Origin of the sequence: Streptococcus sp. HMSC068F04 (assembly GCF_001837455.1) — a bacterium.
In the GTDB taxonomy this organism is placed as follows: domain Bacteria; phylum Bacillota; class Bacilli; order Lactobacillales; family Streptococcaceae; genus Streptococcus; species Streptococcus salivarius_D.
In genome coordinates, this window is record NZ_KV832519.1 from 8,870 (window position 1) to 33,865 (window position 24,996).

A 24,996-nucleotide genomic window follows, 5' to 3' on the forward strand; every position below is an offset into this window, starting at 1 on the left:
GGACAAAAAAGAAAGGCGACATCTCGATGAATAGGGCAGAGGAACAGGTGTTCCCAACTCTAAACTGTCGGCACGCGGAAGAAAGGCTACGAACAGGTGTTTGAGTCTTTCCAAGGTCACTTTACAACAACAATGTTATATTTTATAAGGAGAAAAAAATGACAAAAATTATTACGATTGGACAAACCGAAATGATTCGGGTAGGACGTGATTACCCTTGCCCTATTTGTGGGAAACCAGATTGGTGTCTAGTTTTTGCAGATCAGACTAAGGCTGTCTGTGCTAGAAAGATTGACCTAGACAAACCACAATTTGGTAGTGCTGGGACTATTTATGATTTGGACCCTAAAAAAACGAAAAAGGTGACTTTTGAACCTAGTTGGAAAAGTCAACCTTTGGCAAGTATCTCAACACTTCACAAGGTAAATTCTCTTGTGATTGATGTGTTGGGATTGACTAAGGAACATGTCGAGCACTTAACAAGTGAGGAACGAGGTCTTTCTGTTGAGACCATTGCACTGCGTGGTTATGCTTCATCAACAAAGCAAACACGTCAGAAGCAGGTTGATACAACAGTATCTCATCCAGCAACTATTTGGGAAAAGCTCTTTGTTGCAAATGGACTTCCTAAAGATGCTTGGCGTGGAGTTCCGGGCTTTTATTGGAACGAAAACGCAAAATGTCCTATTTTTGAATCAAAAGATGGAATCCTAATTCCATGTCGCAATTCTTGGGGACAAATTGTAGGTTTTCAAGTACGTCTTGATAACGTCAGTTATCAAGCCAAAGTAAACGAAGCCTTTCAAGAGGGACGAAATGCACGTACTGCTAAAGTCTTCCAAAATGAAAATGGAAGTTTCGATTGGTATGTGTTTGCTAAAGGTTCATCACGCGAACTAGCAAGTGGGACAACTAAGAAAACTAGTGTTAAACTTCGTTCTGGACTTGAGTTGACATTTAAAAAAGGGCAAAAGTATGTCTTTGTTTCGTCAGCATATAAGCCAGAAGGAACCAGTGCTAAGTCTTTTCCCCATTTTGCTTATTCTGATGATATTTTAGAACAAGCACGCTTTTCGGATGAAGGCAAGGCTAAAGTCAACCTTACTCATAAGGTTGATAACCTTCTAGTTACGGAAGGTTTGCTTAAAGGAGATATCACCGCATCAGTTGCGAAAAACACTCGTCTTTCTCAATTGGGGAATATCTGTGTTATCTCTATGGCAGGAGTAGCAGCATGGCGACCTATATCAGACTTTATTGGAAAGACTGAACTCAAAAAGGTTAAACCAATTTATCTGGCTTTTGACCAAGACTTTGAGGATAATGACTCGGTATTTGAACGTATGTATGACATGGTTCAAGATCTAGTTACTAAGCAGTCTTGTACGGTTCGTGCTCTAATCTGGCCTCACGAAAAGGGAATCGATGATTTCCTTTTGAAAGCTTCTCCAGAAGTAAAGATTAAGTTCAAAACGTATAATAAACAGGATATGGTATAATGAAGAAAAATTATTTGGAGACGTATAAGGGTTGAATATCAAGAAAGTAGAGCGACTGATCTTTGAAATCAACACCATTCATATAAAGTATTCAGAAGAGTATTTTGAAAGTGGTAAACTTGCTAAAGTCAATCTTAATCACACTTTTGCAAAGGTGCCAGTTGATGAGATTTTAAAATATCGTTTGAATCTGCATGAATCTATCAACGATTATTTGATGGTGGCAGATGTCAGCGATATTAGTTACTTCTATCGAGTGAAGACATCTGAATCTATTGTAGATAAGATTGAGCGTTTTACTAAAAGAGCAGAAGAGTATCCAGTAAATTCGGTTTTAAATGATATTTTTGGAGCACGTGTCATTTTGCCAACATCTGTCATTACTGAAGTGATGGATCGTTTAGATGATTGGAAGGAAGAATACGGTCTTAAAAATTGGTATTTAAAAGATACTGAAGACTATACTGGCATCCATCTCTACTTTAAAAACAAGAGTCATTTTTATTATCCTTGGGAATTACAAATCTGGGATAAGAATGATATTTCTCGAAATATAGAGAGTCACAAACGAGATTATGCAAGGAAACTTGATAACAATAATTAGGTTTCCTTTTTTTACGCAATAAATTGCATATCATACTATGTATAGTTCATAGTGTATCGTACATAGTGCATATAAGAGAAAGAGGAAGGTAGTAGCTTTAAGCTTTACCTTCCTTTTTGCTATTAAGGAGAAAAACAATGGCAAATTTACTAGCAGTAGCACAACAAACAACTAAAAAAGTCACTTTTCCGAAGATAAAAGAGACTGATAAAGCTGCAGATATCGTGAGAAAGTTTTGTACTTATTATGCGAATATTCGCAGAAAGCAATGTCAGGAACTTTTATCTCAAGAAGTCGGAGCAGTAGCAGTAGAGGTATTCGGACAAGATAATGTCTATACAGCCTATAAAGTCAAAGACATCATGGCTGATATTGAAACCATTGGTTATGATCAAGCACATTTTTCGAATAAACTAAAAAGACTGTTCGAGGGCATGAGCTTGAGGGATGAAGAAAATCACGAACACCTTTTCGGTGAACAGATTCTTCTCACACTCCATGGGAGTAGATTACCTGCTACTAAAAGTGCAGAAGATACCAAACGCACTTTGTATCTTCTCATTGTCGACGATTCAAAGATTAGAGTACCTTTGCAGAAAAACCTAAGTTTTTGGAGAGAGAGTAGTTCTCAAACGAGGTATGGACTAGTATCTTTTAGCTTTCTTGAATTGATGTCTATCCATAGTGAAGGTATCTACAAGGAATGTAGTTATTATGGAAATATCCAAAAGATTGCTAACGTTCTTAAAAGAGAGTATGAAGATGCTCTTGCAGCCAACCTAAATGCACAATATGTTAATCAGTCAACTAAGACGATAGCCAGTGTGCGTGAGGATAAAATCTTTCAAGATTATGAAATGAACAGTAATACGTCATTTCTTAATTTAGGGTTTTCGAAAGTTGAAGTGGATACCGAGCGTTATCGAGGTAGTGATTTTGACAAGGAGAAATTCAGGGTTCTAGAGAACGAATGGGAGAAGTTGTGTAATCACTTACCTCATTCTACTGTAGAACCCGAACTCAAATTCCGAAAGCTAGGAAAACATAAAGCAAGCGGACTTTATGTGCCAGGGTTAAATATCATGGCAGTTGATGTAAGAGATTCCTCATCATTCATACATGAGTATGGACATTATTTAGACTATACGTATGATCAATCAGGTATCATTAGCTCTACATCACATAGCTTTAAGGATATTCGTAATATCTACAAGGCTAGCTTGCTGAAACTTATTCAAATAGCAGAGGAAACCAGAACGGACTTAGCTCAAGCTGTTCATATTAAGAATAAGTTGGATTATTATTTGACACCGACTGAAGTGTTTGCACGTGGCTTTGAATGGTGGGTTTTTGAAACTTATACCAAAGATTCAGAACTGCTATCTGATGAAGCTACTTACTATACTCGATTAGAGTATAGGGCTTTGAGGCAATGTCGACACCTTTTGTTTGCATTTTTTGACACGTTCTTTGAGAACTATCGTGCAATGCAACCTATTTATAAGGTTGAGAAGGAGCCAAAAACACTAGTAGCTTGTCGAAAGCCACTTGAAGATAAACCAACAACTGAAGGAAAACAGTTAAGCTTGTTTGAGTTCTGAGAGGAGAAAAACAATGATTATAAACGATATTTTAAAAGAAGCTATCGATAATAATATCCAAGATATTACCTTCTTCCCACATGGTGAAGATTACGAGGTAGCATTTAGAAATTCTGATGTGAAACAGGTCCATGACTTCGTTTCATCAGAAGATGCGGATGCTCTATTCAGTCATATTAAATTTATGGCTGAGATGGACGTAACAGAAAAACGTTGTAGTCAGGTAAGAACTTGTGACTATCAGTTGAACGATGGTAGAGTTATCACCATTAGGATATCGACGATAGTTAATTTTCAAGGACTAGAAACGATGTCTATCCGACTTATTCATGTGAATGAGCGACGAATTTCTTTGAGTGAGTTTGATAGTAGTTGTATGGAAGAACTGCTTGAACAAGTACGCATTCCAGGCTTGCATGTCATTACTGGTCCTAAAGGTTTCGGCAAAACGACTTTAGCTTACTCGTTACTTGCTGAAGCTTTTAAAGAAGGTAAAGTAATAACAATCGAAAGACATGTCGAGATTAAGGAAATGTCTTTTGACCAACTACAAGTCAATAAGGCTAACGGTATGGAACTGGAAAAGCTCGTGACTTTTGTATTACGTTCCAACCCTGACGTCTTGTTTATTGGTGAAGCAAATACACAAGAAGAAGTAGAAGCAGTAATTAAGGCTGTTTTTGCTGGATTAAGTGTCGTTACAACAGTTCATAAAGATGGCTTTACAATCCCACATGATGTTTTAGAAATGAAACAAGGACAAGATGGGAAACGAAACGTAGCTTTTATTAAATAGAGGAGAAAAACAATGACGATGGAAATTAATGATTTTGACCGCTTCATGGCAGTAAGCCATTTTGATGATGAAATGGCGGAGGCTCACACACCGACTGAGGATGCTATTCATAATTGGATAGTTGATCATCAAGAGGATGATGAGCTGATTGCTGGAATCCTAACACACCTTGATCGTACGATTAAGGATGCTATGGCTTTCTGCATCAGAAAAGCCAGTAAATCTGACTATAGAAATGGTCAAGGTGCTATGGTTGATGATGCCACAGTCTTTTCTTGGGTTAAAGAGTATTTTACCGCTGAAAAGGTTGAGACCAAATCAGTTGTAGGGAAAATGACTACTGGAAGTAAGAAATCAACCAAGCAACCAACTAAGAAGCCAAAAAAGAAACAGAATAAGAGCCTAACTAAAACAGAAACTAAAAAGAAAGTTCCAACTAAGAAAAAACCTAAAAAGGATGGGAAACAGTTAGATCTTTTTTCAGATTTATCTGTTGAAGAAGGCGAATTTTAACAACAAGGAAAGAAAAAATGGTCCTAGTGCCATTTTTTTGATTAAGGAGAAAAAACAATGACAAAAGAAGAGAATATTCAAGAAATCGTAGATAATCGTTTAAAAGTTCCTAACGGATTTTTCAAATGGGCGAAGAATAATTTTCCTATCTATGAATGGTCAAATAAGTCTAAGACAATTATCTCTTCCGACCGAAAAAAATTCTCGGAAAAGGTCACAAAACGCTTATCACTTAACAGCCGTTTAACCTTTGTAGGAGATACTTTTTACTTTGTCTGGATGGGAGTCACAAAGAAACGCATTGAAATGCAAATGTATGCAGTGACTCAATCATTTGAAGAAGGAAAAGAAAAGTTTGACGTCAGCCTTTATAACTTTTATCAGCTTGCCAACAATAAGATGGTAAAAGCACACTGGGATCCATATCTTTCAGTCCAAAAAGGTAAAGAAATCTATAGTACTGGATTTCAAAATCAGAGAAATGCTCTCTTTTTCGGTTCTGGTGCATTTAGTGTCTATATGCTTTATGGTGGTATGGAAAATCTTATTGAAAAGTTACAATCAAAATCTGAGTTGAGATACTTAGATTTTGGACACGTGATTAAAGATAATTTTGAGATAAGCTTAGTGCTACCTCATCTTTATAAATATCGAGAACGTATTGAATTCGCCCAAAAAATAAAGGCGCGTGGAGTCGTCAAAGAATTGGTAGGTACGACGTTTTATAGGTCTTATTACTCATATAGTCTTGGACATAAGCATGCAAATATGGGTAAGGTTACCATGAATTTCCTAAAAAGGAATAAACAGTATCTAAAAAATACGGATATGAATATCGAAAAGGCATTTTTCGAGGAAGATATGCGTAGACAATATGGTCGAACGTTCGAGGGTTTATACGAGTTACTTATAAATGCTATGGTTCCTAACAGGACGCCACTAATTAAGCGTTTAAATAGTATCTTACCATCCACGGTGAAACCAATTCGTTTCATTAACTGGATGATGAAAAATGAGGTCTGTCTCCGTGATTATGAGGACTATCGAGAAATGGTAGAAGCTCTGGGAATTCCATTTGATGGAGATTATGTAGTTATACCTAAAAATTGGGAAAACAAACATACAGAGATTGTCGAAAATTATTCGGTTCTTCTCGAGAATCAACTAGAATGTGGGACTCATTTACGTGTCACTAATGCCGTAAGTAATTTGAGAGCGGAGAAAAGACGACGTGAGGAAGAAAAGAAAGAGGCGAAGTTGAGAATTGTAACAGCTGAACGCTTGGCAAACATGATGAAGGCTCAGACAACATTTGACAAGTATGCATTTATCTTTCCTAAAAATGAAAGTGAAATTGTCAGAGAGGGGAAACACCTACATCACTGTGTTGGAAGGTATACAAAGGAACACTTTGTCTACGGTTCCTCTATTATTGTCTTTGTACGTGATAAAACTGACAGAGAAACTCCTCTTTATACCCTAGAATTGAAAAATGATAGGATTATTCAACTGAGAGGAGAAAGGAACAAAGCTGCAGATGAAGAGGCTAAGAAAGAAGCAGAACAATTTTTAGCCCATTGTGGAAAGCTTAAAATCCAGTTTTAGATAAAAGGAGAAAAAATGAAACTTAGAACTCATTATGAGTCAACTGCGTTTTCATGTTATACTAGAGATAACACTATACGTGATTTCATGTATAATTCAGGGAGAAGCGTCATGAAGTTGACTATTATTCTTTATAACAATAAAAAGATGATTGGAAAATACCTGGTTGATACAATCAGAAAAACCTTAGATACGTTTGAAAGGAAAGATGATTTTTTGTTGAACACAGAATTCACCTATGAACGTATGGTAGATTTTCTAAAAGGGCGTCAAATTGATTTTGGACGAAAAAACCGAAAGGAACTTTTAGGTTATACCTATACAGCTCCCGATGTCTGGCACGAAATTGCTATGACACACGGTTTTGATACCGATGATTTTTATTGGGTATCAATACCAGAACTCAATGATGAGCCATTTGTTTTAGAAGATCATCATCCTAATTTAAGTAGAAAATAGGAGGGATACTATGACTGTATTTACTTCTAGCAAAGGAACTCAAGAGAAATGGTTGAAAGATGACTATTTCTATAAGAGAGACTTTTTTGGTGGGGAGGCTGAAGCTGAGTTTCTAGTATCTGAGTTTTTGAAAAGTTGTGGGATTGAAGATTATGTACCTTACGAAAAAGTAGGTAGTGATCTTTGTCGTTCACAAAATTTCATACCAGAAGGTGGAAGCTTCGTTACGATGTTTCGTTTGCTGCAACAAAGGGGGTATACGGAATCAGATATCGAACAAATAGCTAAGAAGCAACCTCAAGAGCAGTATAACTTTTTGAAAAAAGAGTTGGCTGAGATTGGTTTTTCAGAAGCTGAGCTTGATTCGATATTTGCCAGACTCTTTGAGATTGATCGCTTAACCTTAAATGTTGATAGACACTGGAATAACTTTGGGATTATCTTTTCTAAAGATGAACCGCCATATCTATTAACCTTGTTTGATTTTGGTTACTCTCTAGGAGTTACCTTTCCCAGAACAATGCCCACGCATGTAGCTATTCGTAAGAGTAAAGCTATGACAGTCAGCAAAAGCTTTGATAAGCAATGTGAATTGGCTGGAACATTCTCTTTTGACATTCAAGAGAGTTTTATTGAGTTCCTCAAAAACAGGAAAACACGAGAGGCTCACATATTTTTGAGTCGTATAAACAAATACTACAACTAAAAAGAAAGACTTGGTATTATACCAGGTCTTTTTTAGTTTTAAGGAGAAAGAACAACAATGGAAGAACAAAAAAATAATACTAAAACAATGATTAAAGCAGAAAAGGTTCAAGCTAACCTTTCTGCCATTAAACTTGTGAAAGCACTCGAAGCAGATAACCGTCTAGCTGACAGTGCCGAACAAGAAATTCTCTCTAACTATGTTGGTTGGGGAGGACTTGCTAACGATTTCTTCGATAGTAAGATTAATCGTTTTGCAAAAGAACGTGATGAGATAAAAAGTCTTGTCACTAAAGAAGAATACCGTGCGATGGAAATGAGCTCCTTGACGGCTTACTACACAAGTCCAGAGATTGCTACTGCAATGTGGGATAAGATTGTAGAAAGTGGTTTTAAAGGAGGTAATATTCTTGATCCATCAATGGGTACTGGTATCTTCTTTGAAACAATGCCAGAGGATATCAAGAAGAATTCTACTCTTTATGGAATTGAACTTGATACCATTACTGGTGCTATTGCTAAACACCTTCATCAAGATGCTACTGTTTTAGTCCAAGGATTTGAAACAGTAAACTTTGAAGGGACACCATTTGACTTGGTCATTACGAATGTTCCATTTGCGGATGTTCGTATTGTCGATAAGGCTTATGAGAATAAACCTTATCGTATTCATGATTACTTCTTTAAGAAAGCTATCGATTTGGTACCCTATCATGGGATGGTTGCTGCTATCACTTCAACTGGTACTGCAGATAAGAGTGCTGGTTCAATTCTGCCAGAACTTCGTCGTAGTGGAACTCAGTTTTTAGGTGGTGTCCGCTTACCAAATACTGCTTTTAAAGATGCTGGAACACGAGTGGTAACAGATATCCTCTTTTTCCAAAAAGGAGCATTTATCCCTGTTCCCGATAATAATATCGACTTTTGGTCCTCAGATAGAAAGAAACTCCCCTTTGATAAACGTGTCTCACTCAATCCCTATTTCTTCCAGGATGCTATTTGTAAAAATCCTTGTGTCCTAGGTGATTATCAGGTACGTCATTTCAATGGTGGAACACTGGATCTTGTGGTAGATAGCTCTTTTGACTTAGCTTCAGAGCTTCAAGAAGCACTATCAAAAGTAACAGTGCCTTTCGAAGTAGAGAGACTAGAACCTCGTGATATTATCCTTAAAGAAGAAGTGAATCATCTTGACCAAGACTTACTTACTTCACTTGACATTCGATTGAACGAGTATGCTTGTGATAAAAATGGGCGTGTCTATTATCGTGATAACACGTCTATTCGTCCTAGCTCACGTGCAGCTGAAATGATTTTTTATCAAGACGAACAAGGACAGTTCGTAAAATATGATGATAAATACAAAGAAGAAGCCATTTTAGACTTTGAAGCAGCAGTAGAAGCAGACCCTAATATTGTTACGAATACATGGGTAAGTCAAACACCTTCTAAAGCAGCTAAAAGTAAAGGGCTTTACAAAGGTATTTATTTCTATGAAACACCCCTTACGGATACAGAGAACAAGCGTATCCGTGGCATGGTTGCTATCAAAAATGCGTATCAAGCCATTATTGATATTCAAATGACGACAGACTATGATGAAGGGAAATTCAAACAACTGCTTGCAACACTTAATCAAGCCTACGATACTTTCAAGAAGAAGTATGGTTATCTCAATCAAGCGGTGAATGCTCGCCTCTTTGACCGAGATGATCGTTATCCGCTTATCGCTAGTCTTGAATTAGAGGAGTTGGACGAGAATGACAGCTCAAAGGTAGTTTTTGTGAAGTCAGATGCTTTTAAAAAGCCAACTATTCGTCCTAAAAAACACCTTCATCAAGTGATGTCAGCAGTAGAAGCCTTGAATGTGTCGCTTTCAGAAGGTTGTGGCGTTGATTTGAACCTCATGAGTTCTGTCTATCCAGATGTCTCAGAAGATATGATGATTTCAGAACTAGGTGAGACAGTGATGATTGATGTGGAAGGCTATATTGATGATAAGACTGTACACTATGTTACTAAGGATAAATTCCTTTCAGGTGATGTTCTAGCCAAACGTGATTGCATTAACTCTCTCATTGAAGACGGAGATACACAAGCGGATTGGGAACGTTATTTGGAATTGATTTTATCTGTTGTACCAGAACCAGTTGTCTTATCTGATATTGATTTCAGCATTGGTTCTAGCTGGATTCCTAGTAACGTCGTTTCTCAATGGGTGTTTAGTGAATTGTTGGATGAAAAGGTTGGTCTCCATTCTGAAGAAGCTAAAGCACTATTAGTGACATCCAGAATCGGACGAGGTTTCAACGAACGCTTGTTAAACCGCTATATGAGTCGTCAATCTAACCTTCGTTTAGGTCTACGTGATGAGTACAATAAAAGCTACTCACACGCAACAGATATTGTGGCTCACTTGCTTACAAGTAATCAACCAACAATCATGCGTAATTTCGGTACGACTGAAAACCCGATACGTAAAGTTGATGAAGTGGCTACAGCAAACCTACGTGAGTGTGAACGTGTTCTACAAGAAAGCTTTAAGAACTTTATTCTTGAAAACCCACGAGTCCAAGAAGTGATTGAGGATACCTACAATGAAGTCTTTAATCGCTATGTGACACGTCAATATGACGGAAGTCTCTTGGAATTTGATGGGTTGGCTAAAGGTGTAGAGCTTCGCCCTCACCAAAAGAATGCCGTACAACGTATTCTTGAAGAGAGACGTGCACTCCTCGCTCACGAAGTTGGTACTGGTAAGACACTAACCATGATTTCAGCAGCTTTCAAGATGAAAGAGCTTGGGCTTATTCATAAACCATTGTTTGTGGTTCCATCTAGTTTAACAGCACAATTTGGTCAAGAAATTATGCGTTTCTACCCTACCAAGAAAGTGTTTGTTACGACTGAACAGGATTTTGAAAAGTCAAGACGTCGCTTGTTCGTCTCTCGTATTCTAACGAGTGACTATGATGGTATTGTGATTGGGCATTCTCAATTTGAGAAAGTTCGTGTCTCACAAGAACGTGAACAAGCCTTTATTTCTGAAAAGATTGATGAGCTTGATGAGATCATTAGTTACGCAAAAGCTAATGACGACAAAATCACTTTCAAGCAAGCACAATCTATGCGTAGAAGTCTTGAGGCAAACTTAGAAACGTTGCTTGAAAATAAGACTGGTATTGATGAGTTTATCAACTTTGAAAGCCTTGGTATTGACATGCTCTTTGTTGATGAAGCCCACGGGTACAAGAATGTCCGTCCTATGACACGTTTGGGGAACGTTGCTGGTATTACCAACCGTACCTCAAAAAAGAATATGGATATGGAAATGAAGGTGCGCGTGCTTCAAGAAGAGCATGATACACGTCACGTTGTCTTTGCGACTGGAACACCAGTTTCCAACTCTATTAGCGAAATGTATACGATGATGAATTATCTTCAACCAGATGTCATGGAACACTTCGGTGTAAGTTTCTTTGATGCTTGGGTTGGTGCGTTTGGGATTGTTGAGAATAGTCTTGAACTTAATCCTACTGGAGACAAGTATATTTCACGTAAACGCTTTGCTAAATTTATGAATCTCCCTGAGCTGATGGCGATTTACCGTCAGACTGCAGATATCCAAATGACTGAAGACCTTAATCTTCCAGTTCCTATGGTAGAAAAGGTAGCGGTTGAAAGTCAGTTGACTGAGAACCAGAAAGTTTATTTGGATGAGCTTGTAGAACGCTCAGACCGAGTTAAAAATGGGAGTGTGGATCCTAGTGAAGATAACATGCTCAAAATCACTAGTGAAGCCAGAAAGTTGGCTTTAGATATGCGTTTGCTTGATGCAGAGCTTTATGTAAGAGCTGATGCAGATAAACTCATGCAAGTGGTTGAGCGAGTGGATAAGATTTACCACATGGAATCTAAGCATAAAGGGACACAGATGATTTTTTCTGACCTTGGAACTCCTAATGGCAAAGGTTTCTCTGTTTATCAAGAGTTGAAAGATTTGCTTGTTGAACGTGGGATTCCAGAAGAAGAGATTGCTTTTATTCACGATGCTGCTAACAAAAAGGCTAAGCTCCAACTTCAACGTCAAATGAATGCTGGTGAGATTCGTATTCTCATGGCTTCAACGGAAAAAGGGGGAACCGGTCTTAACGTCCAACGCCGTATGAAAGCTGTTCATCATCTCGATGTGCCTTGGAAACCGTCTGATATTATCCAACGTAATGGACGCTTGGTTCGTCAAGGAAATATCTATCGTAAGGTAAATATTTTCCACTATATCACTAAAGGAAGTTTTGATAACTACCTTTGGCAGATTCAAGAAACAAAGCTCCGTTATATTACGCAAATCATGACCAGTCGTACACCGATGCGTGCTTCAGAGGATATTGACGAGCAAACACTCTCAGCCTCTGAATTTAAAGCCATTGCGACAGGCAATCCATATCTTAAACTTAAGATGGAACTTGATAACGAATTTGAGTTGTTGTCTAATCGTCGTAAGGCTTGGGAACGTGATATTGCTTTGTCTCAAAAACGCATTAAGCAAGCCCTTAAAGATAAGGAAAATTACGAGAAGAAACTTTCTCTATTAGTCCAGGATAAAGAGCTTGCAGAAAAGACAAGACCTTGGAAAGAAGTGGTTGAAAAAGAAGATGGCAAGAAATATGAGGTTGAACATAACCCATTTGTTATGACATTTGAACCAGATGGATACGAAGCAACTAAGAAAGATGTTGCAGGAAATCAACTGAACTATGCTATGCAGATGAATGTTGCCTCTGATCCACTCCATATGAAAATGACAACCCTTGCTCATTATCGTGGTTTTGTCCTTCGTGCGTTGGAACAAAAATCACCTTGGCAACCAGAACGCATGCTTGATTTGCATATTATTGGTCAAAATAGCTATGCCGTTCGCCTAGACTTTGCGAGTGGTATTGGGACTATCCAGCGTATCAACAATGTTATTGATGGTATGGATAAACAAGCCAAACTCTTGCAGGAAAACATTGACCGTTGTGCAGATACTATTAAGCGAGGAGAAGCTGCAGATGTTTTTGCAGACCAAGCTCGTCTTGACTATGTATCAGCTAAACGGGCCATTGTTAATCCTCTTATCGAAGTTGAGGATGAGTCTAAAAAGCCTACTGTAGAACAAATTGAAGAGGCTATTAATGCTTTTGAATTGCAGTACAAGGCAGACCATCCAGAAATGGATGAGGACTCTGATGTAAAAGTTAGCTCGATCACCGAGGAATATAGTGCTAGCTATGATCCTGATGAAGAAAGCGAACTTGTTGAAGTTGATGATGAGTCAGTAGAGGAAACAGAAACTGGCTTTGAGGAAGAAGTAGTAGTTGCTCAAGAAACTGTTGAGGAAAAGACTCATGTCGTCGTTTCACAAGAAGTTCTTGATATGGCTGATGACTTCCTAGAAAGCATTTCTGAACTCTTTGGAATGACTGAAGAACATAATGATAATGTTTCTACAGAAGTAGTTTCTGAAACCTCTATTAATGAGGTAGAAGAAGTAGAAGTCTACGAAGAAATTTCACTATTTGACTTTGTTTAATCATAAAAAAGGATAATATCTTTTTGAGGAGATGTTATCCTTTTCTCTTAGCATAATTTTCTTTTTAAATTCATAGATGAGAGGTTTATTCACATAAGTCAATATCTTAATAAAAACACCCCCAAGTTAGTTTTTTTCTGTCTAACTTTTGGGGTGCAGTTCATCTCAAGTATTGAGGGAAGATTTTTTGTTAGTATATCAAAAATAATTATTTAATATTTATCAATTTAATTGGGGATGTATTCATTATCAAGAGGAATTCCTTTTTGAAAACAGAAGGTGGCGTTGGAAAATCATCACTAATCCAATTAGCAAAAATAGCCATAATATATTCACACATTATATTTATAAATTTTTCGGTATTTAGTGGGCCATTATTTTCAGTCTTATCAGAAATAGTCATGGTAATTTTAACGTATCTACTTCTAAGAAAGGTTCTCCAATTAGGATCAATTGAAGTTGTATATAGGATTTTTAGCCAGTGTCTATGTTTATAAATTGAGGGAATCAATGTTTCAGCAATAATAGAATATATAGATTCACCATTGTTATTCTGCAATGCTTCACAAAAATTATTAAAAATATGTTCATCTATTATATTATGTATCTCTTCAAAAATATCATTAGTACAAGAAAAATGTTTAGCATAGATGGCTTGTCTTGTTATATTAATTTCGTTTGCTACCTCTGTAAGACTAATTCTATCTTTCTCCGGATTTTTAGAAGCAATACGAAATATAGCATTAATAATATTTTCATGTGTACCTTGAACCATTCTTAATCCTCCTCTTATATAATTATGATTATAATAAAGTGTAATTTGAATAAAATTACAAAATGTTAACATTTTGTCAAAAAAATCTATAAACTTTATAGAAAAGAAAGATTTGGAGAACATTATGATTTACAGTGTGTAAAATTTTAAAGCTTGTTTAAATATTTTTTGTGCACTAATATAAGCATAAATTGGGATTAACCAATTTATGCTTATAAATTTTTATTAAAGGAGAAATGCATTGAATAATTCAAAAATTGGAATAAAATCATACGGCATATCTGTTCCATATCTTAGATTACCTGTAAAAGATACAGTTGAAGTGTGGAAAAATAATAATTTGGAATATATTACTCAAAATATTGGGGTTAAGAGGAGAACTGTGGTAGGCTCGGATGAGGATACCCTTACATTAGCGGCTGAATCTTGCAAGAAAGCGCTCTCAAGCCTCAAAGAAGATACTCAAAATATAGATTCGATTCTACTTGGAAGCTGTAGTACTCCAGATATCTTTAGAAGCAATGCTAATCAATTGATGTCATTTCTTATGAGTAAGACCAATTATTTTAGTTGTGATGTAAGATCATCTGAAAATTCAGGAGTTAGTTCAATTGTACTGGGCTATTCACTAATAAAATCTGGAATTAGTAAAAATAGTTTAGTTTCTTGTTCAGACACATTAAGTAAAAATATATTTCCTAGTGAGCTAAGGGAGGCGTACATTGGCTCAGGAGCCGCTAGTGTCGTTATTGGAAGCGGAGATGATGTATTAGCGGAAATTATTGGTGTAGGTAATTCCAATAGTAACTTTCCAGAACAAGGAAGAATGGAAGACTCTAGATATTTACGAATAATGGCTAATCTCAATAGTGCAATAGCTGAGGAAGGACAAATTAAAAGAAGTATTGAGTCTGTTAATAATGCTTTAAAAGATGCTTCTGTGGATATCAGCGAAGTAAACAACTTTGTTTTTCAAGAGTGTTCAAATCAAATTCTACTTAAATTAACTCAATCATTAGGCATCAAGAAATTTGATAGAAGTAATATTTTTGAAGATTTAGGTCAATTAGGTTCTGCAGGTCCAATTATAAAAATGTTATCTATACTAGAAAACGCCCAAAAAGGGGATATTATTCTAATGTGCGGATATGGTCACGGTTCTGGCTCTACATCAATACTATTTAAAGTAAATAAAACAATCTCAGATGGTAAAATTCAAAAACAATTACAAAATTATAAAGATATTAGTTACTCCGAGGCTATTAAAAATGAATTCAAGTATAGTCAACCGGAAATAGCATTTGGAACATTTATGTAGGAAGGTAGGAATGTTATGGGTATAAAAATTCAGGTTAGTGGAGTAGGGTGTACATCATCTCCTGGATCTCAACATATTGGAAAGTCATTTAAAGAATTACTAGTTGAAGCATCTTATGAAGCAATAGAGGATGCTAATATTTCTCCTTCCATGATTGATGGAGCAAGTTTTTCATATGCAGGAGAAGGGGAGATAGGGCATGGTGGAATTGTACCAACTTTAGTAGATGCACTAGGCCTAGCTCCTCTAGAGGCTTATATAAATTGTGGAAATTGTGCGAGTGCTCATATGGCATTTTTACAAGGGTGTGAAATGATAGAAAGTGGGAGATATCACAATGTATTGGTTGCTGGCTTTGATAAATTAACGGATATATTGCCTTTTGAAAACTATATGCTAATGTCAACTGATAGTTTATATGATTATAATCTCGGTTTTTCTCATATTGATGCTTTTTTATTGCAACAAGAATATATTAGGAAATACAAAATAGAACCAGCAATTTTAAAAGAATCACTAATTAAATTTGCGACCTTAATGGACCGTTATGGTCTAAAAAATACCATAGCTTCAAATTATGGGAGTTTGCCTCTACCCGAGGAATATTTAGAGAAATTACCGTTCTTCGGGAATGCAATGAGTGCAGGTGAGGGAGCCAGTGCTGTAATTTTATCTTCGCTTAGTGATGAAATAGAGGTAGACGAAAAGAACAATAAAAAAAGAGATACTATTATTGTCGCTGGACGTGGATATACAAATACTTCTCATTATATTCCTCATAGATATAATAAAAAATTACTACATTCAAAAACAGATATGGTTCCTACACAAATTGGTATGTTTGATGGGTATCCATTAGAGCTAGCCATTAAAAAGGCCTACAATGAAGCCAATATAACTGCAGAACAGTTAAATATTATTGAGTTATATGATCAAGGCTTGAATACATTTATTTCATTAGAAGCAGCCGGAATTTGTTCTAAAGGAAAAGCTCCTGATTTTATCATTAATGGAGGAGGCAGTATCAATAGTAAAATTGCAATTAATACTGATGGAGGCAACATAGCAAGAGGTCATGCCGCTGGCGGAGCCAGTCTATATCAGATTATAGAAATAGTTAAACAACTTCAAAATCGTTCTTCCGGTGAACAAATTTCTAACAGAAAATACGGTTTATCAACAGTAATTGGTGGAGCTTACGCTACAACAGCAGCAGTAATACTTGAAAATAAGGAGAATTAAATAGATGCAGGCTAATGAACAGATTGCAAATCCAATAATTGAATCAACTCTAAAAGATTGGAGAGAACAGGGAGGACTGACAAGGTTAGAGGGAAGTAAATGTAAAAATTGTGGTGAAACATTCTTTCCAAAAAGATTCGTATGTCCTTGTTGTTTTTCACGTGATTTATCATTATATCAATTTTCTGGACAAGGGAAGATTATAAATTTTGAGTTTAATTCTATATCACAAGTTGCAGTCATTGGATATAGAGAGATTGTTCCAAGATGTATGGCCATAATAGAATTATCTGAAGGAGTTCAAATACTTGGGGAAATTATTGAAATTCCAGCAAACACAGATGTAATTAATCTTTTAGGAAAACAGGTTTATATGGTTATTAGGAAACAGTCTAGATCTGGTAATACCAGTTGGAAATACGGTTATAAATTTAAGTTGAATGGAGAATAAAAAATGACAGACCTATCGAGTTTACAAAGATCGATAATTTTAAATCAACAATTATATCCTGATGATGCGTCCTATAATTTACCATATTTTTGGAAGCTTACAGGTAAAGTAAATATTGAAAAATTATATTCCGCCTTGATGAATGCTTTTAATAATCATGATATTTACCATTCTTATGTGAGTGGAGGAAAAATTGTAACAGATAAAAGTACAGTATTTAGACCTAGAATTTATGAACTATCATATTCTGATAATCGTGAGTTTGAGAATTCTGTAATTAACAAAGTTAAGGAACTTGCTAACCGTCCTTTTAATGTTAATATTTGGCCTTTACAAGAAGCAATAATTTTCGTCAATACTAAAAAAACTGCAGATGAGTATTTTCTTTTTGTAAATGTAAGCCATTTAATTTGTGATGTAACTAGCGCTTACGAGTTAATTACTGAGATCAATAATGGATATAATAATGGCCCTATTGAAAAAATGAATATAGAAGTGTCTAGTTCAATTACTGAAATTAATAAAAAACGTGAAAAACGGGCAATAGATTATTTTACTTCTCGATTAAAATTAGTTAAATCTTTAGAGCAACCAGTTATTCAATTAGATAAAACATTGCCTAGAAAAAATGGGGATATAATCTTAGATAAAAACTTAGTTAATAGTATTGCTTCATTATCAGGGAACACAGAATTTGAAGTATTATCAACTGCTTATATCATTCTTCTTTCAAAATTAACATCTAAAAATATTATAACTGTTGGGGTGCCTCTGGCAAACAGAGGTAAAAGTAAAAGGCATGCACATGGGTGTTTTGTAAATAATCTTCCTTTAATAATCAATTTAACTGATTCGACAAGTGTAAAAAGCTTATTAAATGATGTTGCTAAAAATTTACACAATTTAATTAGATTCCAATCTTTTGACTTACAAAAACATATAAAGGAATTAACACAAGATACTGGCAGTAATTATGGCTTTATGAATAATTCTGTGACATTCTATAAAAAAGCGATTAACTTTAATTTTAAAGATGTAAACTGTCAAAATATAATTATTGAACAGTCTAGCCCAATGTTTCCTTTAGCCATGGAATTTGAGGATAGTGGTGATGCCATAACCATGCATATTCAGGTTAGTGGTCAATATGATCCTGAATTAATTGGTGAATATTATAAAGATATCCTTTCAAAAATGTCTAATTTGTCAATAGATATTGATGAAGCCTCTAGTATGGGAAATACGTTGGTCCAAGAATTAATAAAATTAGAAAACAGAAAATTGAGTATTAATAATGATACACCATATAAGTCGGTGCTCGAGCTATTTTCTCAGGAGTGCTCAAAACATCCGGACTCTGTTGCTGTTAGATATAATGAAACTTCACTGAGCTATAAAGAGGTTGATAATTTATCTAATATTGTCGCAAGTCAACTTTTAGCTAAAACAGAAGAAAGAATAGTTGTTTCTGTTGAACCTAGCAGCTATCTAATTATTTTAATGCTGGCAATATTTAAATCTGGTAAAGTATATGTTCCATTAGATAAAATCATACCAGAAGAGAGAAAAAAAGTTATATTAGAGCAGCTAGATAATTTTGCAATTATTACTGATGAAAATAGCTACTCTTATGAAGGTTGCGAAGTAATTACTATAAAAGGACTATTTCATGATGTTAAAATTGAAAGTGAATGTATATCGAAAAAGGATAAATATATAGTCAATGATATTGCTTATATGATCTTTACTTCTGGTTCAACAGGAACTCCTAAAGGTGTTGAGGTTAGTCATGAATCTTTATTAACTTTGATGTGTGATGTTAATAAAAAAATAACTAATACTTTTAAAAAGCAATGGATTCTATTCCATTCATACGGCTTTGACTATTCGATTTTTGAAATACTAGCACCACTTTCATCTGGAGGAACTTTGAATGTAGTTCCTCAATCGATTAGAAAGTTTCCAGATTTATTCAGAGAGTTCCTAATTGAAAATAGAATTAATATCTTAACTCAAACCCCCTCTGCATTTTTATCATTACAAAGAGTAGATTCTGTCAAGGATAACTTTATAAATACACTAGAATACATTTTTATCGGTGGTGAAGATATTAAATTTAAAGATTTATCACCATGGTTCAGTAAGTATGGCTATAACAAGCCTAAGGTATTTAATTTATACGGATTAACAGAAACAACAATAATATCTACAGCTCATCAAATTAATAAAAATGATGTTGAAACAAAACAAAGAAATAATATTGGATATCCTATTGGTAATACTTTGTTACGGGTTGTCAATAGAGATGGTAGTTTAGTATTACCAGGATTTGAAGGGGAACTTATTATTTCTGGTCCAGCTATTGCAAATGGATACTATAAAAATCCAGAGAAAACTAACAAAGTATTTATAAAAAATAATAATTCATTTAAAACTGGGGATCTAGTAAAAGTCTTATCCAATGGAGAATTACAGTATATAAATCGTATAGATAAGCAAGTCCAGATTAGTGGACATAGGGTAGAGCTTGGCGAAATTGAAAGTGCCATTAATGGATGCTCATTTTGTGAAGAATCGTATGTGATTGCCAAAGATTTTAATATAGGCGATAGAAGACTTATTGCCTACTATAAATTGACGGAAACATTTAAAATTACTTCTGAACAAATTAGGAATGAGATAAAAAACAAACTTCCTGACTACATGTTACCTGCATTTTGGATTGAAGTTACAGAGTTTCCTTTAAATGCAAGTGGGAAAATTGATGAATCAAGGTTGCCAGATGTCATCGAACTTTCTAATAGTACTTGCAAAAAAAGTAAAGTATCAAGGAATGATTCAACATGCCTTTCAAGAATTCAGTTAATATGGAGTGAAGTATTAAAAACAGACATTGATCAGGATGATAATTTCTTTGAAGCTGGAGGTACATCGGTATTAATCACAGAAGTATACTATCGAATTCTGAAAGAATTTAATTTAAGTGAAGAAGAATTGAGTATGATTGACTTATTTGACTATGTGACGCCATTAGAAGTTTCACAATTTATTGAAGAAAAATTAAGGAAGTAATTATGAGTAAATTTGCTATTATAGGTATGGCCGGACGTTTTCCAGAAGCTGATACACCAGATGAGCTATTTGAAAACTTATTAAAAGGGAAATCATCTTTTAGGCCATTAACGACGGAAGAGATTGAAAATAGTCCATATTCTCGGGATAATAACTTTGTACCTATTACATCCACACTTAAAAATGTCTACGGATTTGATAATGAATTATTCAAAATGTCTGGCTCGGAAGCAAAAATTACTGATCCTCAGCAACGTATTTTTCTAAAATGTTGTTATGAAGCACTAGAAGATTCTTCCGAAATTAACAGTAATAAGAGAATAGGCGTATTTGGTTCTTCTGCTCAAAGTTCTTACTTAATATCAAATATTTTTGCAAGTAGAGGAATAGATAACAGATTCGACTATTCAACTTTTATAGGAAATGAGACAGATTTCAATGCAACCCGTGTATCATATAAGCTAAATTTAAATGGTCCATCACTTTCAATTCAGAGTGGCTGTTCTTCAGCACTTGTAGCTTTAAATGAAGCATGTCAAAATATTAATTGTGGTACGTGTGATATTGCTTTGGTAGGAGGAGTCAGCATAACTTTTCCTCTAGCTAGTGGATATAGTTATAATGAGGGAAGTACTTTTTCGAAAAGTGGACAATTACGTCCATTTGATGAGAGTGCAGATGGAATGATTAAGGGTGACGGATGTGGAGTCATAGTTATCAAACCTTACGATGAAGCGTTAAAAGATCAGAATAATATATATGCAGTAATTTCAGGAGTTGGAATTAGTAATGATGGTAATAGTAAAGTAGGTTATACAGCTCCTTCTATTAGAGGTGAAAAAGAGGCTATTTTAATGGCCATAAAAAATTCAAAAATTAACCCTGAAGATATTTCTTATATTGAAACTCACGGTACAGGGACAAAAATTGGAGATCCAATTGAAGCAAGAGCACTATTTCAATCCTATAATTTTAAAACACCTCATCAAATTGGGTCAGTAAAAGCCAATATTGGTCATTTAGATACTGCTTCTGGTATTGTTGGGTTAATCAAAGGTGCCTTGATTCTAAAAAATAGTGTTATACCTAAAAGTATAGGTTTTAATTCTGAAAATCCTCAAGCTAATTTAAAAAAATATAATTTATATGTAAACTCACAGGAAAACACAAACCTTCCGACGGAATCAAAAAATTACGTAGCTGTTTCATCGTTTGGTATTGGAGGTACTAATGTTCATGTTATTTTAGAAAGTGATATTTTTTCTTCAGATTATCAAAGTAATAAAGAGAAAACATATACTGTACAAATATCTGCTAAAAATGAAAAGAGCTTAGATGATTATAGGTATAAACTGGCTGACTATTTAGAAAAGAATCCCGATATTGAATTGTCGGATATCGCTCGGACTTTGAATATGGGACGTAAACACTATAAAAATAGATATAATTTCGTAGCCAATAGTACCAAAGAATTAAGAAATAAGTTAATTAGTAAGGATACCACCGAAATGGATCCAGATCATGAGTATGTCGGTAAATTCGTAAAATTACCAACGTATTCTTTTTACGAAAAAAACTTCTCCATGATTCCTAAAAAAAAGGCAATAGTCTCCATTGACCCGAAAAGACGATGGAATAGCTTAAATGAAGAAAAAATTATTGAAGAACTTTGTAGGGTCTGGGAACAAGAATTAGATGAAATTGTTAGTGAGGATAGTGATTTCTTTGAGTTAAATGGAGATTCTCTATTAGGAATCGGAGTAATTGAATCTATTAATAAGACATTTAATATAGATTTAGGATCTGATATGTTAATTTCCTATCCAACTCCGAAAAAATTAGCTAAAGTTGTTTATGAACGTCTAAAAGAAAATACTGAAGTAGATACATCTAACATACATTGTTTATATAAAAAAGGTTCTGGAGCAAAAAATCTATTTCTAATTCATCCTGCTGGTGGAAGCATCTTTTGTTTTAAGGATTTAGTTCATAATATTACAAATAGTAATATGAATATTTATGCAATTTCTTTTCCTAAAAACATTGATAGCCAACTAACAATTAGTGAACTTGCAGATATTTATGTTAAACAGATAAAGAAAATTCAAAAGGATGATCATTTCCTATTAGGAGGTTACTCTTTTGGTGGTAACGTTGCGATTGAGATTGCAAGAAAATTAGAAGAGGATAATAAAAGAGTCGACAAAATTCTGATGATTGATAGTCTGACACCAAATGCTTATTCTGACGATAGACCTTCTAGGGATTCGTATTTAAAGATATTCCCTATGGCAATCCATCTTATGCTGACTAAATCAAATGATTCTAGCTTAGATTTAGCTAAGGAATTTAAATACTTAGAAGGTATTGATGATATTGAAAAGATTATTATTAAGATGAAAGAACAAGGTGATATACATAAGAATATTGATAATCATTACCTTGTAAATATTTTTACAGTCTGGGAAAATAATCATCTAGCGTTATTAAGTCAGTCTGAGAAAAGTGTTCATACTGATATAACAATTTTTTCTGCTGACTCGGATATGCCAGACATTATGTATAGTAGTTTAAAAATGAATAAAACGAAGTCAGAAGAGTGGGCAAATTATAGTTTTGGAGAAGTGAATGTTGTAAGAATTCCAGGAAATCACTTCACTTGTATGAGTAACCCAGAGAAGTTGTCTATACTTGCAAAAAAATTTGAAGAGATCTTGGAAGATTTGGAAGATAATGATTTTAAAAAATAGTTTTGTTGATGGAGTAGTTCTATATGAAGAGTTAAGAGATCAAGACATTGCGGTAGTCTATGAGAGAGCCTTAGTAATGTTACTTAATAAATTTATTTCTTTACAAGAATTTAAGGAGATTCTTGAAATTAAAAATTCACTAAAATTTTCTCAGTCCATATCAGCAAGATATATGATTTTCAAATATTTAAGTGAGAAGTATCCTTCTCATAAAATTAGTTTAACGAGGGATAGTAGTGGATTACCTTATTTGATTGGTATTCTCAAATTCGTAAGTATTAGTCATTCTAATAAAATGGTTGTGGTTGCTATAGCTAATCACAATATTGGTATTGATACTGAGTATATTAATAAGCCTTTTCCAAAAATAATATCTAATAATTGGAATATAGAGGAGCAACAGTTCAATCCTTATCATATTTGGACAGCTAAAGAGAGTTATTTGAAACTTCTGGGTTGTGGTCTTCAAAAAAAAATTAGTGATATTTCGGTAAAATGTTTACAGAATGATACTAATATAATTATAGATTTAAATCATGAAGTTAAAGTATTGTCAAAAACAATTTTTGTTAATGATTATGTAATTACTATCACAAAGCCCAAAGTTTAATCAGTATCGAATTTTTTTGAGAAAAAGTTCTGTATTATCGGCATAACCTTATGCATAAAATGGAGGTTCGAATAAACCAAGAACATTGCGATTAAGGTATATAATAATAGACTTAACTCACTTTTCCAAAAGTGGTGTATTATTGCCAGCATTAGAGGAATTTGCAAAATTGAAGTGTAAATTCCTGGTACATAGCCTTTTATCTGGAGACACATCTTTATATGTATCACAAAATGGTAAGTATAAGCTACACAAAATCCAAAATATAACTCGCTGTTTCCATATTTTTCACATATGAGTGAGATCATAAGTAAAATTAAGAATTCTTCCAAAACTCCTACAGAAAAAGCAGATCCATTAGTTACATTACCGAAAAAGTTATATTTTTGGCAATATTTTTGATATTTTTTAGTATTTTTCCATAATGGAATGAAAATCATTTCCTCGAAGTCGTGAAGAATGAAAAGTATCGGTAATAGACAATAATTAAACAACAGTAGTTTTATCCTCCTTCAATTATTTATTCACAAATTATATACTTGGGGATTTTTAATGTCAATCGTATTGGTGATTATGTTACAAATTAGCATTTATGTTTCACTATAGATAAGGAGACTAATTTTGGAAAAAAAAAGGATATATAATTCTAAAAAAATTATTTCAGATATCTTTATTTCTAAATTAGAAGTAAATAATTTTAAAGAGGTTACAATTTCTGAAATAGTTGCAGAAGCAAATTTATCAAGAAGCACATTTTATAGATACTTTAGAAATAAGTATTCGGTTATAGAATTTTTTATTGATGATATCCTAGATAACTACTTGCTTGTAGTTTCAAAAAAGTCTGTTGTTAATTTCACAGATATTCTAGTAATTTATTTTGAATTTTGGGAAGAAAACATGCATTATTTAAGTCTCTTAAAAAAGCATAATCTTCTAAGCTTAATGCTTGAGATTGAAAGAAAAAAATTTTTAAAAATACTTCCTCAATCTAAGTTCCCTTGGCATAATAATTCCGATGAAATTGAGTTGTTTTTAAATTTGATTTTAATAGGCGGATTATGGAATGTTTCACTTTACCTGTTAGATACAAATAAAAGAATTGAACCCTCTCAATTAGCTTTGAAAATTATTGAAACCCTCTCGTGGAATAAAAGTTTTATTTAGAAGCTCTCATATGGATTTGTCATGAAAAAATGGAAATGAAGGTGATAAGATTAGTAACTATTCTTTTTAAACTATTCTGCATATCGATGTTTGTAGTTTTAATAAGTTCCAATATTTTTAAAGATTTCAAGCTGAACTTGTTCAAAGATTGCGAAATTTGGGACATTTTATACCTTTGTCAAATCTATCAAGACCTTAAGTAAAAAACGAGATAAGACAGTAGTTATTCTAAGGTTACTGTCTTATTTTTAACA

General features: G+C 34.3%; 18 protein-coding genes. 16 read left to right on the forward strand and 2 right to left on the reverse strand.

What is annotated here, in order from left to right; all coding sequences use genetic code 11:
* The first annotated feature begins 158 nt into the window (after positions 1-158).
* From HMPREF2571_RS08200 to HMPREF2571_RS08240, 9 genes are all read left to right on the forward strand, one after another.
* Positions 159-1,499: a DUF3854 domain-containing protein gene (locus tag HMPREF2571_RS08200; RefSeq protein ID WP_070847700.1), complete on the forward strand. Its 1,341-nt coding sequence runs from the start codon at positions 159-161 to the stop codon at positions 1,497-1,499.
* 31 nt (positions 1,500-1,530) lie between these two features.
* Positions 1,531-2,103 carry a nucleotidyltransferase family protein gene (locus HMPREF2571_RS08205; protein ID WP_070847703.1) on the forward strand — a complete coding sequence of 191 codons (573 nt, stop codon included), beginning with the start codon at positions 1,531-1,533 and terminating at the stop codon, positions 2,101-2,103.
* 137 nt (positions 2,104-2,240) lie between these two features.
* The gene (locus HMPREF2571_RS08210; protein ID WP_070847706.1) at positions 2,241-3,704 is read left to right on the forward strand and encodes a hypothetical protein; all 1,464 of its coding nucleotides are present in this window, start codon (positions 2,241-2,243) and stop codon (positions 3,702-3,704) included.
* A gap of 13 nt (positions 3,705-3,717) precedes the next feature.
* On the forward strand, positions 3,718-4,500 hold the full coding sequence (locus tag HMPREF2571_RS08215; RefSeq protein WP_070847709.1) for an ATPase, T2SS/T4P/T4SS family: 783 nt from the start codon (positions 3,718-3,720) through the stop codon (positions 4,498-4,500).
* A 12-nt stretch (positions 4,501-4,512) separates the two neighbouring features.
* The gene (locus tag HMPREF2571_RS08220) at positions 4,513-5,013 is read left to right on the forward strand and encodes a Cas9 inhibitor AcrIIA9 family protein (RefSeq protein ID WP_070847712.1); all 501 of its coding nucleotides are present in this window, start codon (positions 4,513-4,515) and stop codon (positions 5,011-5,013) included.
* Between the two features lie 57 nt (positions 5,014-5,070).
* The gene (locus HMPREF2571_RS08225) at positions 5,071-6,618 is read left to right on the forward strand and encodes a PcfJ domain-containing protein (protein WP_070847715.1); all 1,548 of its coding nucleotides are present in this window, start codon (positions 5,071-5,073) and stop codon (positions 6,616-6,618) included.
* 111 nt (positions 6,619-6,729) lie between these two features.
* A complete protein-coding gene (locus HMPREF2571_RS08230) occupies positions 6,730-7,077 on the forward strand; it encodes a hypothetical protein (protein ID WP_230578914.1) in 348 nt (115 codons plus the stop codon).
* Between the two features lie 10 nt (positions 7,078-7,087).
* On the forward strand, positions 7,088-7,783 hold the full coding sequence (locus tag HMPREF2571_RS08235; protein ID WP_070847721.1) for a hypothetical protein: 696 nt from the start codon (positions 7,088-7,090) through the stop codon (positions 7,781-7,783).
* Positions 7,784-7,840: 57 nt separating this feature from the next.
* A complete protein-coding gene (locus HMPREF2571_RS08240; RefSeq protein ID WP_070847724.1) occupies positions 7,841-13,357 on the forward strand; it encodes an SNF2-related protein in 5,517 nt (1,838 codons plus the stop codon).
* A gap of 208 nt (positions 13,358-13,565) precedes the next feature.
* Here HMPREF2571_RS08240 and HMPREF2571_RS08245 read toward each other — a convergent pair whose 3' ends face one another.
* Positions 13,566-14,132 carry a TetR/AcrR family transcriptional regulator gene (locus HMPREF2571_RS08245; RefSeq protein ID WP_070847727.1) on the reverse strand — a complete coding sequence of 189 codons (567 nt, stop codon included), beginning with the start codon at positions 14,130-14,132 and terminating at the stop codon, positions 13,566-13,568.
* Positions 14,133-14,373: 241 nt separating this feature from the next.
* Between HMPREF2571_RS08245 and HMPREF2571_RS08250 the strand changes: the two genes are divergently transcribed.
* Genes HMPREF2571_RS08250 through HMPREF2571_RS08275 form a run of 6 tightly spaced genes read left to right on the forward strand, consistent with a single transcriptional unit; the run spans position 14,374 to position 23,575 of the window.
* Complete coding sequence (locus HMPREF2571_RS08250) at positions 14,374-15,450, forward strand: 3-oxoacyl-[acyl-carrier-protein] synthase III C-terminal domain-containing protein (RefSeq protein WP_070847730.1); 1,077 nt, start codon at positions 14,374-14,376, stop codon at positions 15,448-15,450.
* A 15-nt stretch (positions 15,451-15,465) separates the two neighbouring features.
* Positions 15,466-16,692 (forward strand): thiolase family protein, encoded by a 1,227-nt coding sequence (locus tag HMPREF2571_RS08255; RefSeq protein ID WP_070847733.1) that lies wholly within the window; start codon positions 15,466-15,468, stop codon positions 16,690-16,692.
* Between the two features lie 4 nt (positions 16,693-16,696).
* Positions 16,697-17,143, forward strand: a complete 447-nt coding sequence (locus HMPREF2571_RS08260; RefSeq protein WP_070847735.1) for a Zn-ribbon domain-containing OB-fold protein — start codon at positions 16,697-16,699, stop codon at positions 17,141-17,143.
* A 3-nt stretch (positions 17,144-17,146) separates the two neighbouring features.
* The gene (locus HMPREF2571_RS08265; protein WP_070847738.1) at positions 17,147-20,215 is read left to right on the forward strand and encodes a non-ribosomal peptide synthetase; all 3,069 of its coding nucleotides are present in this window, start codon (positions 17,147-17,149) and stop codon (positions 20,213-20,215) included.
* A 2-nt stretch (positions 20,216-20,217) separates the two neighbouring features.
* Positions 20,218-22,965, forward strand: coding sequence for a polyketide synthase (locus HMPREF2571_RS08270; protein ID WP_070847740.1), 2,748 nt, complete (start codon positions 20,218-20,220; stop codon positions 22,963-22,965).
* Positions 22,949-23,575, forward strand: a complete 627-nt coding sequence (locus tag HMPREF2571_RS08275) for a 4'-phosphopantetheinyl transferase family protein (protein WP_070847743.1) — start codon at positions 22,949-22,951, stop codon at positions 23,573-23,575. The genes HMPREF2571_RS08270 and HMPREF2571_RS08275 overlap by 17 nt, the downstream gene beginning before the upstream one ends.
* Here HMPREF2571_RS08275 and HMPREF2571_RS08280 read toward each other — a convergent pair.
* Positions 23,572-24,072, reverse strand: coding sequence for an HXXEE domain-containing protein (locus HMPREF2571_RS08280; protein WP_256315250.1), 501 nt, complete (start codon positions 24,070-24,072; stop codon positions 23,572-23,574). The two genes, HMPREF2571_RS08275 and HMPREF2571_RS08280, sit on opposite strands and share 4 nt — an antisense overlap.
* A gap of 124 nt (positions 24,073-24,196) precedes the next feature.
* Between HMPREF2571_RS08280 and HMPREF2571_RS08285 the strand changes: the two genes are divergently transcribed.
* Positions 24,197-24,742, forward strand: coding sequence for a TetR/AcrR family transcriptional regulator (locus HMPREF2571_RS08285; RefSeq protein WP_070847747.1), 546 nt, complete (start codon positions 24,197-24,199; stop codon positions 24,740-24,742).
* The last annotated feature ends 254 nt before the right edge of the window (positions 24,743-24,996 follow it).

Excerpts from the sequence above, each read along its gene's own strand:
- HMPREF2571_RS08200 (WP_070847700.1), top strand. The coding sequence starts at position 159 with ATGACAAAAATTATTACGATTGGACAAACCGAAATGATTCGGGTAGGA.
- HMPREF2571_RS08210 (WP_070847706.1), top strand. The coding sequence starts at position 2,241 with ATGGCAAATTTACTAGCAGTAGCACAACAAACAACTAAAAAAGTCACT.
- HMPREF2571_RS08215 (WP_070847709.1), top strand. The coding sequence starts at position 3,718 with ATGATTATAAACGATATTTTAAAAGAAGCTATCGATAATAATATCCAA.
- HMPREF2571_RS08220 (WP_070847712.1), top strand. The coding sequence starts at position 4,513 with ATGACGATGGAAATTAATGATTTTGACCGCTTCATGGCAGTAAGCCAT.
- HMPREF2571_RS08225 (WP_070847715.1), top strand. The coding sequence starts at position 5,071 with ATGACAAAAGAAGAGAATATTCAAGAAATCGTAGATAATCGTTTAAAA.
- HMPREF2571_RS08230 (WP_230578914.1), top strand. The coding sequence starts at position 6,730 with ATGAAGTTGACTATTATTCTTTATAACAATAAAAAGATGATTGGAAAA.
- HMPREF2571_RS08235 (WP_070847721.1), top strand. The coding sequence starts at position 7,088 with ATGACTGTATTTACTTCTAGCAAAGGAACTCAAGAGAAATGGTTGAAA.
- HMPREF2571_RS08240 (WP_070847724.1), top strand. The coding sequence starts at position 7,841 with ATGGAAGAACAAAAAAATAATACTAAAACAATGATTAAAGCAGAAAAG.
- HMPREF2571_RS08245 (WP_070847727.1), bottom strand. The coding sequence starts at position 14,132 with ATGGTTCAAGGTACACATGAAAATATTATTAATGCTATATTTCGTATT.
- HMPREF2571_RS08255 (WP_070847733.1), top strand. The coding sequence starts at position 15,466 with ATGGGTATAAAAATTCAGGTTAGTGGAGTAGGGTGTACATCATCTCCT.
- HMPREF2571_RS08260 (WP_070847735.1), top strand. The coding sequence starts at position 16,697 with ATGCAGGCTAATGAACAGATTGCAAATCCAATAATTGAATCAACTCTA.
- HMPREF2571_RS08265 (WP_070847738.1), top strand. The coding sequence starts at position 17,147 with ATGACAGACCTATCGAGTTTACAAAGATCGATAATTTTAAATCAACAA.
- HMPREF2571_RS08270 (WP_070847740.1), top strand. The coding sequence starts at position 20,218 with ATGAGTAAATTTGCTATTATAGGTATGGCCGGACGTTTTCCAGAAGCT.
- HMPREF2571_RS08275 (WP_070847743.1), top strand. The coding sequence starts at position 22,949 with ATGATTTTAAAAAATAGTTTTGTTGATGGAGTAGTTCTATATGAAGAG.